General features: G+C 56.2%; 15 protein-coding genes. 6 read left to right on the top strand and 9 right to left on the bottom strand.

Translation table 11 applies throughout. The features are described 5' to 3' along the window. Positions 1-101: 101 nt before the first annotated feature. Positions 102-2,792: an aconitate hydratase AcnA gene (gene acnA, locus ACR0K5_RS08905; protein WP_480629327.1), complete on the bottom strand. Its 2,691-nt coding sequence runs from the start codon at positions 2,790-2,792 to the stop codon at positions 102-104. A gap of 225 nt (positions 2,793-3,017) precedes the next feature. Here acnA and ACR0K5_RS08900 point away from each other — a divergent pair, with 225 nt between their 5' ends. Next, positions 3,018-3,719, top strand: coding sequence for a DUF1223 domain-containing protein (locus tag ACR0K5_RS08900; RefSeq protein WP_480629326.1), 702 nt, complete (start codon positions 3,018-3,020; stop codon positions 3,717-3,719). Here ACR0K5_RS08900 and ACR0K5_RS08895 read toward each other — a convergent pair whose 3' ends face one another. The 5 genes from ACR0K5_RS08895 to purB form a co-directional block, all read right to left on the bottom strand. After that, a complete protein-coding gene (locus ACR0K5_RS08895; protein ID WP_480629325.1) occupies positions 3,720-4,643 on the bottom strand; it encodes a lysophospholipid acyltransferase family protein in 924 nt (307 codons plus the stop codon). 138 nt (positions 4,644-4,781) lie between these two features. Then, positions 4,782-5,855: a flagellar motor switch protein FliG gene (locus ACR0K5_RS08890; protein ID WP_480629376.1), complete on the bottom strand. Its 1,074-nt coding sequence runs from the start codon at positions 5,853-5,855 to the stop codon at positions 4,782-4,784. A 96-nt stretch (positions 5,856-5,951) separates the two neighbouring features. After that, a complete protein-coding gene (locus tag ACR0K5_RS08885; RefSeq protein ID WP_480629324.1) occupies positions 5,952-6,494 on the bottom strand; it encodes a tetratricopeptide repeat protein in 543 nt (180 codons plus the stop codon). 103 nt (positions 6,495-6,597) lie between these two features. Continuing rightward, positions 6,598-6,765: a chitin-binding domain-containing protein gene (locus ACR0K5_RS08880; RefSeq protein WP_480629323.1), complete on the bottom strand. Its 168-nt coding sequence runs from the start codon at positions 6,763-6,765 to the stop codon at positions 6,598-6,600. A gap of 107 nt (positions 6,766-6,872) precedes the next feature. Beyond that, a complete protein-coding gene (purB, locus tag ACR0K5_RS08875; RefSeq protein WP_480629322.1) occupies positions 6,873-8,177 on the bottom strand; it encodes an adenylosuccinate lyase in 1,305 nt (434 codons plus the stop codon). A gap of 88 nt (positions 8,178-8,265) precedes the next feature. Here purB and ACR0K5_RS08870 point away from each other — a divergent pair, with 88 nt between their 5' ends. The 3 genes from ACR0K5_RS08870 to ACR0K5_RS08860 all read left to right on the top strand — a co-directional run bounded on the left by ACR0K5_RS08870 (position 8,266) and on the right by ACR0K5_RS08860 (position 9,669). After that, complete coding sequence (locus ACR0K5_RS08870; protein WP_480629321.1) at positions 8,266-8,598, top strand: hypothetical protein; 333 nt, start codon at positions 8,266-8,268, stop codon at positions 8,596-8,598. A gap of 173 nt (positions 8,599-8,771) precedes the next feature. Further along, positions 8,772-9,332: a hypothetical protein gene (locus tag ACR0K5_RS08865; RefSeq protein ID WP_480629320.1), complete on the top strand. Its 561-nt coding sequence runs from the start codon at positions 8,772-8,774 to the stop codon at positions 9,330-9,332. Positions 9,333-9,345: 13 nt separating this feature from the next. Continuing rightward, positions 9,346-9,669 carry a hypothetical protein gene (locus ACR0K5_RS08860; RefSeq protein ID WP_480629319.1) on the top strand — a complete coding sequence of 108 codons (324 nt, stop codon included), beginning with the start codon at positions 9,346-9,348 and terminating at the stop codon, positions 9,667-9,669. Between the two features lie 34 nt (positions 9,670-9,703). On the opposite strand, the gene ACR0K5_RS08855 is transcribed toward ACR0K5_RS08860, so the two are convergent. Continuing rightward, positions 9,704-10,918, bottom strand: a complete 1,215-nt coding sequence (locus tag ACR0K5_RS08855; protein WP_480629318.1) for a bifunctional alpha/beta hydrolase/OsmC family protein — start codon at positions 10,916-10,918, stop codon at positions 9,704-9,706. Positions 10,919-11,194: 276 nt separating this feature from the next. Here ACR0K5_RS08855 and ACR0K5_RS08850 point away from each other — a divergent pair, with 276 nt between their 5' ends. After that, positions 11,195-11,389, top strand: coding sequence for a hypothetical protein (locus ACR0K5_RS08850; protein WP_480629317.1), 195 nt, complete (start codon positions 11,195-11,197; stop codon positions 11,387-11,389). A 10-nt stretch (positions 11,390-11,399) separates the two neighbouring features. On the opposite strand, the gene dddP is transcribed toward ACR0K5_RS08850, so the two are convergent. Continuing rightward, on the bottom strand, positions 11,400-12,743 hold the full coding sequence (gene dddP, locus ACR0K5_RS08845) for a dimethylsulfonioproprionate lyase DddP (RefSeq protein WP_480629316.1): 1,344 nt from the start codon (positions 12,741-12,743) through the stop codon (positions 11,400-11,402). A 123-nt stretch (positions 12,744-12,866) separates the two neighbouring features. On the opposite strand from dddP, the gene ACR0K5_RS08840 reads away from it, so the two are divergent. Then, positions 12,867-13,610 carry a heme-dependent oxidative N-demethylase family protein gene (locus tag ACR0K5_RS08840; protein WP_480629315.1) on the top strand — a complete coding sequence of 248 codons (744 nt, stop codon included), beginning with the start codon at positions 12,867-12,869 and terminating at the stop codon, positions 13,608-13,610. Between the two features lie 36 nt (positions 13,611-13,646). Here the strand turns inward: ACR0K5_RS08840 and ACR0K5_RS08835 are convergent, their stop codons facing one another. After that, the gene (locus tag ACR0K5_RS08835; protein ID WP_480629314.1) at positions 13,647-14,594 is read right to left on the bottom strand and encodes a hypothetical protein; all 948 of its coding nucleotides are present in this window, start codon (positions 14,592-14,594) and stop codon (positions 13,647-13,649) included. Positions 14,595-14,691: the final 97 nt, after the last annotated feature.

Here is a 14,691-nt window from a genome sequence, read left to right as displayed (position 1 = left end):
ATGACCTTGCCCAACAGTTTCAGGTTTTCGAATGAATGACCAGAAAACAAAAGACCCCCGGTTGTTGGCCGGAGGTTTTGATTGGTCGCATCGCTATCGGGTTACGATTCCTTTGCAAGGTTACGCAGCACATAGTGCAGCACGCCGCCGTTTTCGATGTATTCAATCTCGGGTGCGGTATCGATGCGGCACTTCAGGGTGATGGTCTTCTCAGTTCCATCGCCATAGACGATTGTGCAGGGTACCTCTTGCAGCGGTTGAATGGTGTCCAGACCGTGGATCGAGACGGTTTCATCGCCCTTCAAGCCTAGCGTTTTGCGCGTGTCACCCCCTGTGAATTCGAACGGAATGACGCCCATGCCAACCAGATTTGAACGGTGGATACGCTCAAAGCTCTCAGCGATTACGGCTTTCACGCCCAGCAGCGCTGTGCCTTTGGCAGCCCAGTCACGGGACGAACCGGCACCGTACTGCTCACCACCAAAAACGACCAGAGGCGTGCCGTTGGCCTGATGCGCCATCGACGCATCGTAGATCGAAGTTTGCTGGCCATCCGGCCCTTTGGTGTAGCCGCCTTCGACGCCGTCCAACATCTCGTTCTTGATGCGGATATTGGCGAAGGTGCCACGCATCATGACCTCGTGGTTGCCCCGGCGTGAGCCATACGAGTTGAATTCACGCGGCTGAACCTGACGTTCGGTCAGATACTTGCCCGCAGGCGTGGTGGTCGCGAAGGACCCCGCAGGCGAGATGTGGTCGGTCGTGACCATGTCGCCCAGAACGGCCAGAACCTTGGCACCTTCGATGTTCGAAATTGTGCCCGGCTCAGGTCCCATGTCCTGGAAATAGGGCGGGTTCTGGATATAGGTCGAAGTTGGCGGCCAGTCATAGGTTTCGGCATCTGTGGTCTCGACCGCCTGCCATTTCTCGTCGCCCTTGAAGACGTCGGCGTATTTGGACTGGAACGCTTCGCGCGTTACGGTCTGTTCGACCAGTTCGGCGACCTCTTGCTGGGTTGGCCACAGGTCTTTCATATAGACGTCGTTGCCGTCCTTGTCCTGACCGATGGGCTCGGATGTCAGGTCGATATCCATGGTGCCCGCCAATGCGTAAACGACGACCAGCGGCGGCGAGGCCAGGTAGTTGGCGCGCACATCCGGTGAAATCCGGCCTTCGAAGTTCCGGTTGCCCGACAGAACCGAAGTGGCGACCAGATCACCTTCGGCAATTGCCTCAGAGAGTTCTTTCTGGATCGGACCAGAGTTGCCAATGCAGGTGGTGCAGCCGTAGCCCACGAGGTTGAATCCGATCTTGTCCAGATCCTCCTGCAGGCCCGCGGCCTCAAGATAGGCCGACACAACCTGCGAACCCGGTGCCAGCGAGGTTTTGACCCATGGCTTGCGGTTCAGACCCAGAGCGGCCGCTTTGCGCGCGACAAGGCCTGCGCCGATCATCACATAGGGGTTCGACGTGTTGGTGCAGGAGGTAATCGAGGCGATCACGACCTTGCCGGACTCCAACGTATAGTTCTCGCCTTTGACAGGAACTTCCTTGCCCATTGGGCGCTTGAAGGTCTCGGCCATTTCCCTGGTGAAAGCGGCCTTGGCATTGGTCAGAGCAACATAGTCCTGCGGGCGCTTCGGACCCGAGATCGCTGGGACGATAGTTCCCATATCCAGCGACAAGGTGTCTGTGTAGATCGGCGCATAGTTCTCGTCGCGCCAAAAGCCGTTTTCTTTGGCATAGGCTTCGACCAAAGCGATGCGGTTTTCGTCACGTCCCGTATTGCGCATGTAGCGCAGGGTTTCGCCGTCGATTGGGAAGAAGCCACAGGTTGCACCGTATTCCGGCGCCATGTTGGCGATGGTTGCGCGGTCTGCCAGTGGCAGACGATCCAGACCTTCGCCGTAGAATTCGACGAACTTGCCCACCACGCCCTTTTCGCGCAACATTTCCACGACCTTCAGAACAAGGTCTGTGCCAGTGGTGCCTTCGACCAGATCACCGGTCAACTCAAAGCCCACGACCTCGGGGATCAGCATCGAAATCGGCTGGCCCAGCATCGCGGCCTCGGCCTCGATCCCGCCAACACCCCAGCCCAGTACGGCCATGCCGTTGACCATAGTGGTGTGACTGTCGGTGCCGACAAGGGTATCGGGATAGGCGACCTCTTTGCCGTCCTGGTCGGTGTCGGTCCAGACGGTCTGCGCCAGATATTCAAGGTTCACCTGGTGGCAGATACCGGTGCCGGGGGGCACAACACGGAAGTTGTTGAATGCACCCTGACCCCATTTCAGGAACTGGTAGCGTTCCATATTGCGTTCGTATTCGCGATCCACGTTCATCTGGAACGCGCGCGGGTTGCCGAACTCGTCAATCATGACCGAATGGTCGATGACCAGATCAACCGGGTTCAGCGGGTTGATCTTCTGCGCGTCGCCACCTAGCGCTTTGATGCCATCACGCATCGCGGCCAGATCCACAACGGCCGGAACACCGGTGAAGTCCTGCATCAGAACGCGGGCAGGGCGATATGCGATCTCGCGGGGATTCTTACCACCTTTGGCACCCCATTCCGCAAATGCCTTGATGTCATCGACCGAGACCGAGAAACCATCATCCTCGAACCGCAACATATTTTCCAGCACCACTTTCAACGCGGCAGGCAGTTTGGAGAAATCACCCAGGCCGGCCTCTTGCGCGGCGGGGATCGAATAATATGAAATGGATTTACCATTCACGCTTAGGTTGCGGCGTGTCTTGGCGGTATCCTGTCCGACTTTGATGGGCATCCGTGGCCTCCCTCTCAAATGACTTGGATATTAGGAGTTGCTGAATGTTATCTGCATCACCAAAGCCTCTGATTCAAGGTTGAACAAGGGCTGGGAGGTAGTTCTGTATACTATTGTACACATAATTTCGTGTAAATATGTATCACAGTCTCAAGAAACGTTGATTGGCTGTTGAGCGTCAAAGCAGCTATCCCTGAAACCCAACCGCTCAAACCGAGAGTTCACATGTTCAAATCCATTGCTTTGACCACTGTATTTTCCTGTCTGCTTGCCACGCATACCGTAGCAGAGGAAGACCCGGTTGTGGTTGAGTTGTTCACATCTCAAGGGTGCTCATCCTGCCCACCGGCGGATCGGATCATGCATGAACTGGCCAAGCGCGACGATGTCATTGGGCTGGCTTTGCACGTCGACTATTGGGATTACATCGGGTGGAAGGATGAATATGCCGACCCCGATCATACGCTGCGGCAGCGGGCTTATGCCCGCGAAGGTGGCCGTTCCATGATCTATACGCCGCAGATGGTGATAAACGGGCAGCATGATATTGTCGGGGCGCAATCGCGTGAGTTGGATCGACTTATCGACGCGCACCTGAAAGCCGCGCCGGAAGCAACTGTGACGGCTATCCGAACTGCCAATGAAGTCACTGTGGATGTAACACCTGTCGAGTTGCCTGAAGATGAAACTTATGACGTGCGCATCATTCAGTATTCGCCCATGCGCCACGCATCGATCCGTCGCGGAGAGCTGGCCGGACACGAATTGGACTATGCCAACGTCGTTGAGACCTGGCAGATAGCGGGACAGTGGGATGGAGCGGCCCCGCAGACTTTTTCCGCTAAGCTAGGGTCTGACCTGCCTGCCGTTGTATTGGTGCAAAGGGCTGGTCACGGACCAATCGTTGCTGCAGCATGGGTAAAGTGATCAGGGCATTTCTTCCGGCTTGACGCCCAGTCCCTTCCAGTGTTTCCAGCGCCGGTGAATCCAGAACCATTGTCCCATGTGCTGTCGCACCATCTTTTCCAGATCGTCATTGGTGAACTGGGTCATGGTCTTTGGATCTGTATGGGGTACCGGATCATGCAATATGATCTCGAAATCGATGCCATTAGGTTGCCGCACAGCGTAGCATGGAATCAGTTCGGCATTGTATTTGATAGCCAATTCTGCGTTCAAAACAGATGTAATGGCAGGTTTTCCGAAAAACATAAGCTCTTCTCCGCCCTGCGCGTGAAGATCGGACACGATTGCAATAATCCCGCCTTTTTTCAGCGTGCGAACCATTTCGACCATCCCGCGTCGCCCTTGTTCGAACATCGGAGCACCGGTTTTGTAAAACGCTTCGACATAGGCGTCGTTGAAATATGGGTTGGCCATGCGCCGATACAGGCAGCCAATCGGTTGACCGCTATGGTTTTGCAAGGCGACACGAGCGGCGAGATAATGGCCGAAATGCGCAGTGATCATCATGACAGGACGCCCTTGGGCAATTGCTGCATCAAAGGCGGCAATGCCCGGCCCGGTTATTTTCGCCTTGCTCTGCCGTTCGGTGAACCCTTCCGGTGAGAAATGTTCCATTATCGCACGGCCGGCATTGTCAGGAACGTCGCGACAGATCTGCTTGATCTCGGCTTCGGACAGGTCGGGGCAGGTTAGCTTCAGATTCCGACGGACACGTTTGCGAAACCCGACAACAGGTGCCAGAGACCGGACGATGGCCCCCATTGTCGCAATGCGTCGCTTGTAAGGAATCAAGCGCATAGCGCCGATGACCCCCTGCAGAAACAGATTGGCGACATAGTATTTCCCAAGCTCAAACCGGCTGAGCTCCGACTTTTCGACGGGCATGGAGGTGTCTCACCGCGTGTTGCGAATTGCTGAGAAAGACATACAACCCGACGCCTGTAAGCTCAAGCGTCCAGACGAACAGGATACTTTGATCCGCATCAGTTGACCGGTCAGTGCTAAATATCCGCTTTCACGACGTCACCCGGTTTCTTCCTCGTCGTCTTTTTCGATCAGAGCAATTGATCCGGCGTCGACCAGAGTGCGAATGGCACCAACGACCTGTGTCATGGCGTCTTCGGTTTCTGATTGTTTGACACGCCCGCGTTCGCCCATTTCCTCGCGCAGGTTGTCGGCCATACGGGACGAAATGTTCGACAGAATAAACTCGACAGATGCCTTGTCATCATCTGCGGCGGCACCTGCCAATGCCGTGACGAGAACCGGCTGTTCCACTTCACGCAGGATGGAGGGAACATCGCGCGCTGTGATGCGGCGCGCGATATGGGCAAAGGTGAAGATCGACTGGCGCACCAAGTCGGCAAAATCAGCGTCGTCCTCGTCCAGCGCATTCAGCAAGTCGTCGCGTGTGGCGGCCGCCGACTGATTCAGGATCGCGCCTACCCTCGCTCCGGGACCATTGTCGAAAGCCTGAGCAGGCCGTTGATCTAGTTGCGCGGCCAGAGACCAGCCAATACGCTCAACCGCTTCGGGAGTGACATTTGTGGTTTTCGAGACGGCATAAGTAATTCGACGTGCAACCGGGCCGGGCATGCGACCCAGCATCTGAGCCGCCTGAGCGGTATCCATTTTTGAAAGCATGACGGCCGCCACTTCGGTGCTTTCCGCCTGAGCCATGGCCGCCAGATCTTCAATCGGGACGCCACCCAAACGTTGCCACGGATCGCCAATCTGACGCACCCCGGCGACCTTGCGCAATCGCGCCGCCGTCGTTGACGCGATCTTTCCATTCACGGCATCCAATGCACCTGCAAGCCCGTGCGGAAAAGCCAGGCCAACATTGTCCAAAGCATCACCGAATTCCTGCGCCACGGCGCCCAGGGTCACGCGATCCACAAGGCCCATTTGCCCAAGCTGATGGGTCAACGTCTCCTGCAATGTGTCGGGAAGTTCTTCCAGTGGAATATCCGCGCCTTCGTTCAGCAAGAGGCGTACGACGACGGCCGCTTTTTGCCGACCGGTCAAAGTTCGCGGAACAACTTGCGGCGCGTCATCATCCCCTGCGGCAAGCGGGGCTGAACCGCCATTTGCCATTTGTATCAATGCGTTTGTGTCCTGCATCTGCCCGTAGTGCCAAAAATTCCGAACCACGGGCAGACTAGAGGGAGTCGGGTTAAATAACCCTGAAGCTTAGTAGTTGTAGGTCAGCCCTGTGCGGATGGCTTCGCGCAGTGACGCCTCGGCCCAGGACCCTTCGCCGCCACGGGCTTTGATCTCGCGCCATTGCTCGATTGCCAGATCGGTTCTGCCTTCGGCTACAAAGCCCTGTGCCATGTAGCTGCGCGCCAGAAGATTGTTGGGATTGGCGCTGATGGCATTCTGATAGAAGACGTTCGCGAGCTCCAACTCGCCTATCTTGCGGTAGGTAAAACCCCAATATGTCAACACACGGTCATCGTCCTGATCCATGATCCGCAGGATATCTTGCGCGCGCCCGTATTGCCCGTCATAGGCCAATTCGCGAACGGCATTATATAGCTGATCATCGGACAAATTGGTCTTGTTGGGTTTGACACACCGACCTCTGGCTTCGTCGTAGACCCGACCAAACAGACATTTCTTGGTCGTATTCGTCGGTTTTGGCGGGCTGCTGCTGTCACCTCCAGCGGCATGGACGGCCGGGGCAATGGCGAAGGCTTGCAAAGCAAGGGCAGAAGCTAACAAAAGGCGCATATTCCTACTCCGTTCTCGGGGCTGCTCTCAAAATCATAGTGCGATCTACAAAAAAGCTAACAGTGGAACGGTGGCTTTTATTCACAAGTAGGAAAGAAATTTGTTAGCTGTTGACGGACTTCGTGCAGCTTTGCGTTTCAGCGTCCCAGGATGTACCGGGTGCACAGGATTGTGTCTGTTTGGCGTGCCCGCTGCAGGCAAGGCTTGCGGAAGCCATGAAAACAAGGGCCAATGCGCCAAGAACGGTTCGGGTCATGGTGTTTCCTTTCATGGAACATGCACCATGAGAATAACGCATTTCTGCCAATCTGGCAAAAAGACGGGACCCGCTCTGCGAATTGCAGAACGGGTCCGGGCTTTCATGTTGAACTCGAAGTGTTATTCGCCGAACACACGGGCGAAAATTGTATCGACATGTTTGGTGTGATAGCCGAGATCGAATTTCTCTTCGATTTCTTCAGGGCTGAGTGCGGCCGTCACATCGGCGTCCGCCAACAGTTCCTCTTTGAAATCGGTGCGGTGTTCCCAAACCTTCAGCGCGTTACGCTGCACCATGGCATAGGCATCCTCACGGCTGACCCCTGCTTGGGTCAACGCCAGCAGAACCCGCTGGCTCATCACGAGGCCGGGGAACTTGTTCATGTTTTCGATCATGTTCTCGGGGAAGATCAGCATCTTGTCGATCACGCCAGTCAGTCGGGCCAGCGCAAAATCCAGTGTGATCGTGGCATCCGGCCCGATCATGCGTTCAACCGAGGAATGCGAGATGTCGCGCTCGTGCCAGAGTGCAACGTTCTCCATCGCCGGGATCACTGCGGCACGGACCATGCGCGCCAGACCGGTCAGATTCTCGGTCAAAACCGGGTTTTTCTTGTGCGGCATGGCAGAGGAGCCTTTTTGCCCCATCGAGAAAAACTCTGCCCCCTCCAACACCTCGGTCCGCTGCATGTGGCGGATTTCGACGGCGATATTCTCGATGCTGCTGGCGATGACGCCCAGCGTCGCGAAGAAGGCTGCGTGACGGTCGCGCGGGATGACCTGTGTGCTGATCGGTTCGGGCACCAGACCAAGTTGATCGCAGACATGTTCCTCGACGCGTGGGTCGATATTGGCAAATGTGCCGACGGCGCCGCTGATCGCACCCGTTGCGATTTCGGCGCGTGCGTCGCGCATGCGAGACAGGTTGCGGTCCATCTCGGCATAGAAACGCGCGAAGGTCAGGCCCATTGTTGTGGGTTCGGCATGAATGCCATGGCTGCGGCCGATACGGACGGTGTTCTTGTGTTCAATTGCGCGACGTTTCAGAGCGGCCAGCAAACCTTCGAGGTCGGCAATCAGCAGGTCGGCGGCGCGGGTCAGCTGTACATTGAAACAGGTATCCAAAACGTCCGAACTGGTCATGCCCTGATGCACAAACCGAGCCTCTTCGCTGCCTACATGTTCGGCCAGATGGGTCAGGAAGGCGATGACGTCATGCTTGGTGACGGCCTCAATCTCGTCAATGCGGGCCACATCGAATTCCACATTCTTGGCCTTCCACACTGCCTCTGCATTTTCACGCGGGATCACGCCCAGGTCGGCCATGGCGTCACAGGCGTGCGCCTCGATTTCGTACCAGATGCGGAACTTGGACTCCGGCGACCAGATGGCGACCATGTCAGGGCGGGAATAACGGGGAATCATTGGCGGCAGCACCTTTATGTGATTGGGATGAGGCGTTGGCGCGGGGTTTAGCCCCGTGTGCGTTAGGGAACAAGATGTGAGAGCAGGTATGAGACGGTTTGCCCTGATTTTCGCCCTCTGGCCGGGTGTTTTGGCGGCAGACGGCTTCCAGAAACTGTCAGGTGAGGAAATCTTGGCAGCTTTAACGGGCAAGAAACTGGAATACGGCGCGGGCGTTTGGCAGACTTTTGAAGCCAACATGATCACGCAGTATTTTTCGGGCGGACCGAGCGCGGGGCGTTGGGCGGTAAGAGGGGATCAATATTGCTCGACATGGCCACCTGCCGATTTGTGGACTTGCTATGATGTCCTGCGTAAAGGGGAAATGATCCGTTTTGTTGATGATGCGGGTGGCCGGACCGATGGCGTCTATGCCCAATAAACACTCTACGCGTCTTTAAGGATAATGGTTTTAGCCCCGACAGTTGACAGTTGTCATCCTTGTTTTTGACGAGGTTCGAACGCGGCTTTCTTCCCTCTTTGCAACGCAGTGCTGGACAAGGCGTATCCTTGCAGTTCAATCTGCGGGCATAGAAATCATTAGGTTATTAGGATATGCGTATATTAACAGGTCCGATACTTGCCGCCTGCGCCATTCTCTGGGTGGGAGCAGCAGGTTCTGCGCTGGCCGACACTCCGGTGACATACACCGAGGATGGTCGCGCGCTGTTTCGTTTCGACGTGCCCGATTTCTGGCTGCTGCGGACCGGTGGTCCGCGTGAGATCGAAGACACCGAGTTGGAAGATCCGCGCGCGGTGGCTCGGGTTATGGGGCTGCGTCCTGTAACAGATGACACGGTCTGGATGGGCTTTGTCTCTCCGGCGGGGGTTGCGACCATTCAGGACGGGATCCGGTATCTGCAGGATATCGACAAGTTTCTGGTCAATGATCCGACTGTAACCAGCACCAGCGACACTCGTATAGGCGGGTTGCCCGCCCGGGTTTACCGTGGGTCCGGACGTCGGGATGGCAAGGGAGTGAGCTTTACGGCCACCGTCATTGATCTGCCGCGGGGCCGTGTTGCCATAGCCGTTGCTATTCTTCGTGACGGAGCGAACCCGGATTATGCAGATGATCTGAACGCCGTCTTCGCGTCGTTCCGGTCGCTTCAGTGAGGGAGAGAGTGCGATGAGCCTTAAACTGATCAAACGGGTTTCCCTCGCACTGGGACTGGGAGCTGCCACGTTCACGCTGTCGGCCTGTGATGGTGTGACGGTCGGGGTCGGATATGGGTACGATCCATTTTATGACTCGATGCTCTGGAACGATTACTACCGCCGTGACATCAATGTGGATATCAATCCACCGGACCGGCCAAATCGCCCAGATCGACCAACGCGCCCGGATCGTCCGAAACCGCCGGTTGCCAAACCGCCCGCGCGGCCAAGGCCCCCAACGGCACGGCCACCTGCAGCCCGACCGCCGATCCATCGACCGGCACCGCGCCGCTGATAAGCAAAAGGCCGCCAGTCTGGCGGCCTTCTATTCAAGGAAGAAGTTCGGTTGTTATACGTGCCGAGCCTTCGAGTGTCCGGTGAACCGGACACTTGTCTGCAATCTCTAGCAGGCGCCGCTTTTGCTCTTGATCCAGCGGTCCGCTCAGCCGAATTTTGCGACGGAACTGGTCCACTTTGCCTTCATTCGCCAAACCCGCATCCTGAGCGTGAACCTTGTCATGGCATACATCGACGCTGACACTGGTCAGTGGCCAGCGCTTGCGCCGCGCATACATCCGTATTGTCATGGACGTGCAGGCACCGAGGCCGGAAGAGACAAAGCCATAAGGCGACATGCCTTTATCTGTGCCGCCGTACGAGGCTGGCTCATCGGCGACCGCGTGATGGTGTGGGCCTGCCTGAATATCCTGCATGAAACCCGCCGGATCGGCCTCGGTCACCCGAACAACACCTTCCGGTGCACCCGGTGGAGGCGCGGGTGGGCATAGTTTCACATAGCGCGATACCCAAGCAGAGATGACATCCGCTGCATATTCGGCATCAGAGGCCCGCGTGATCAGGTGATCGGCATCGTCGAGGGTGACGAAACTTTTCGGGTGTTTGGCTGCAAGAAAAATGGTGCTCGCATTGTCGATGCTGACCGTTTCATCCCGAGGGGCGTGAAGGATCAGCAGAGCGGCCTTGAGGTCAGCGATTGAAGCGGACAAGGCCGTTTCAGCGATGTCATCCACGAACGCTTTGCCAATCCGGAACGGGCGTCCGCCCAAAGTAACCTCGGCGCTGCCGTCCTGTTCAATCTGGGGCAGGGCGTTTTCAAAGTGATGTGATACGTGACCGGGGTCTGCCGGTGCGCCCAAGGTGACCACGGCTTTTACCGTCGGAATACCGGCGCGTGCCCGCAAAACCGCTGCGCCGCCAAGCGAGTGGCCGATCAAAAGGGCAGGGGCCATGTTGCGCCCGGCCAGATATTGTGCGGCTGAAATCAGATCCTCGACATTCGACGTGAAGGTTGTGTTGGCGAACTCTCCTTCGGAATGGCCCAGCCCGGTAAAGTCGAACCGCAGCACCGCAATTCCCATGGCCGCCAGTCGGGCAGAAATGCGCCGGGCCGCGGGTATGTCCTTGGAACAGGTGAAACAATGGGCAAACAGGGCCGTTGCGAGGACAGGACCATCCGGAAGATCCAGCCGCGCGGCCAATTGGCTGCCGTCATGTCCGGCAAAAGTGATGCGTTCCGTGGGCATGTCGGCTCCTTGAGTGGTTCGGGGGAACATCCCCAATACTGTGTGTAAGCCCGCCGGGTCACAACCCTTTTGTAAAATGCGTCACGTGAAGGTGAGAACCTTGCGAGTGTTTCGATATCTGACGGGTGCCTCCAGTGTCTGGCAGGTCTGGTCGCAATTTACCGATTGACCAGAGTGGTATCAATATTCGTGATTTAAAGTTGAACAAACATTCGCTGTATTAATGTATTTGCCCTGCCTATCTACAGATCATGACTATTGGTACAGGAGACGCAGATGGCACATGCAGACGCTGCCGCACAACTTCCTAAGATACTTCTGCAAACAATGCTGGCAATTGTTCTGGCCGGGGTCCTAGGCTATGCCGTAGGGCAATCCCAGCCTGCTGTTTTCAGCGGGTCCCAGGAGCAGATACGACCAACTATCGAAGACTGGCACGGCAACGTGCGCCGGTCGCATTGGTCAGAGTGAGGCCTTGGCCTCATTCAAGCCCCATCAATCGGGCATCGAAGGGATATTTCGTCAGGTTTTCGTATCCATCTTCTGTTATGAGAACCTGATCCTCCAGTTTGATGCTGAAATCGCCGCCGACTTCGCCCACGCAAGCCTCGACGCACAAAACCATTCCAGGTTCCAGTGCATAATCATAAGAGCCCTCAACCGCCTTATCCGGATATGCAACCAGCGGCCATTCATCGCAAAGGCCGACACCGTGCATCAGGCAACCGTATTTCTGCGCCTGAAACTTGTCGTCCAAAACATGAGCATTTGCTGTCAGTTCCGGGATCATCACGCCGGGCTTGAGCATCTCCATATTGGTCATAATGTGCTCGTGCGCGTGTTGCATGGCATAGATCATGTCCTCGCGCGGTTTCTGGTCGCCAATCCACCAACTGCGCGAAATGTCGATGCAAATCCCGTAGGATCCGATCAGGTCGGTGTCGAACGAGATGATCTCGTTTTGCTGGGTGATCCGCGGGCCGCATTCCTGAAACCACGGGTTGGTCCGCTGACCCGAGGCCAGCAGGCGGGTTTCGATCCACTCACCCCCGCGCTTGATGTTTTCCGCGTGCAGAACAGCCCAGATATCATCTTCGGAGGTTTTGCCATCGCCTACATTGGTTCGGGCAAATTTCTCCATTTCTGCAACGGCGGTCTCGCAGGCATGATTGGCACAGCGCATGGCGAGAATTTCGTCAGGTCCTTTGATGGCGCGGGTTTTCTCGGTCAGCTCTTCGCCTTCCATGATTTCGAAACCCTGCGCCTCAAGCGCGCGCAATCCGTGCAGCATGATCTTGTCGACCGCCAGACGCTTGTTGCCGCCACTGTGCTCTTCGATCAGTACACGTACTTCGTTCGAGAAGACGTCCGCAGCCACGTCAACCTTGTCGCCCCGGTCGAAGTAAAACAGGTCAGCGCCCGAGCGCTGTTCACGTACCAACGGGTTGAAAGTGCTGAGGAAGGGTGAATTCTTGTAGTCCCAGATCACCATATAGCCATCTGCACACAGCAGCACTGCGCGGAACGGGTTGTGGGTGTTCCACAACTGCATATTGGTGCTGTCGGTCGCATAGCGGATGTTCAGCGGGTCAAAAATCAGCAAGCCACCATAACCACGATCGACGACGGCCTGCGTCAGCCGCTTCCAGCGGTGTTCCCGCATACGTGCCAGATTGGGAAGTTCAAGCCCGGCTGCAGCCCACTCCTCAAAAGCAAGTTGTGTCGGCCCAATCTCAATCCTGTCATTTTCGTTTGGCGTGCCATCGCCCAACGTCGCGCCCCGGCTGGGGTCAATCTTGCGCGTGTCTCGGTAATGCTGGTTCATGACTGGCCTCATTGCTTGTTCCAGTTACCATTCACGTGCCGGATATGGTCGTCTGAGAAAAATGCGACGGCGAGGTTGTCGTTTTCGACCGACAAGCTGTCCGGCACGTGCTAAGCCACTGGTATGAAGTGTATTCTGCAAAACAAAATTCCATATGACGTCGGTAATCCGCGCGCTTTGCCGGGTATTCAACCTGCAACGATGGAAAGCTGGTTGCATCAGGATGAGGCCTTTGCCGAACAGATGCAGCGCCGCGAAGAGTTGTTATCATCGCGTCGCGACGACGTTCTGGCACTTGATCCTCAGGCCAAACCCGCTGCCGTGGAATTGCTGGATCTGGTGCTGACGCAGGTTTATCCCACAGCCGGGGAGGAGGCCGTTCGACCGGATGGCGTATCAATCAAAATCGACAGGGATCGTCCGCTTGATACGCTATGCAGGCTGGTGCAGGAGGACTTTTGCATCCTGCAGAAACACGAAAACGAGCATGTTTTGACGGGGGCCATCCTGTGTTTTCCAGCCAGTTGGCTCTTGTCTGAAAAATTCATGCGACCCCTGATCGGCATCCACGTGCCGGTCGACAGCTACGATGACAACGTTGCCAAGCGCGTACAAAGGTTGTTTGACGGAATTCAACCCAATCGCCCGCTGTGGCGTTTCAATGCCCTTTGGTACGAAGACCCGGAACTGTTTCAGCCGCGCAGTGTCGACGACCGGCGCAAGATCAGAGACCGGCGCGAATTGTCATATCTGAGAAGCGAGCGGCAGACATTGTTGCGCCTGCCGAAGACAAACGCCGTGGTGTTTTCAATTCACACTTACGTTCTGGCCGCAAACTCTGTTCCAGAAATGGAAAACCCCGCCTGACGGCGGGGCCTCCTAGGAGGGTCTTCGGTAATTTGGTTACATGCCCAAAACGTCAGCAACATCGGCAAATGCGTTGCTGGCGTTCAATGCGAAAATGGCGAAGGTGAACACAAGCACTTGTGTGTTGAGGCGGAAATCTTCGCCTCGAATCAGGTTGACCGCGGCCATTGACAGAGCAATTGGTGCGGAAACACTGGCCAATACACCCGTCATGCACCAACTGCTGAGGCGCAGGATGTCGCTTGGCTTGTCCTCATCATCCGTGGTGGGGGAATCTGGTTCCTTCTGGCCAGGCAGGTCTGTTTCTTCGCTTCGGAAAGCGATGCTGAGCAATTGTTCATCGGTCAGTTGAATCGGACGTGCGGCAGGCGCATGAAGAGCACTGATCGTGTCATCCTGTTCAGTCAGTTTAACCCCAGCGAACTGCCCCGTTAGTGACTGAAAGATCTGCTTTCTGTCCCGCGTGGCCCTGCTTGGCGTCAGAGTGTCAAATGCGCTCATGAAATGCTCGACGGTGAGAACCGTGTGCGGCGACAACCATTCAACCCGCCGGGTCGAACAAATATCGACCATGCGATACAGGATAACCACCAGCATCAATTCGGAAATCTCGGCGTCATCCAAAAGAGGTGAGACTGGCGTGATCGTCAGTACCAGCCTGTTTTGCGGATGCGACGCACGGGGTTTGGTTATGGTTTTTAGCCCCGCGGCGCGATCCATGCGCTCGTATCGGTCCTCCTGCTCGGAGGTGCCTGTATCCAGTGTCATCCGAACCAGATACTGGCTTGAGACGATGCTGGCCTCAGTGTCGCTGAGCAGGGCCTTGCGCTCGACCAGATGACCGTAGTCTTCCAGCGTTGCGGCAACGATAGATCCAAAGCGCTCTATCGCGCCAGTTGCGTCGCCGTCAAATTGCAGGCCGCCATGGTAGCTGTGCTTCCGAGCCACTGCCCCGTCCTTTTCTGCGTTCTGTTCGGTAAACACTAACACCCCTTCTTGGGGAGAATTTGGCGAAAAATGCAAAAAAGTGAAAATTTCCTGTGATTGGTTACACTTTGGAAACCAAGCAACTAAAGGCTTT

Source organism: Ruegeria sp. AB9, assembly GCF_056542585.1.
This window is presented reverse-complemented; position numbering and strand designations above follow the sequence as displayed.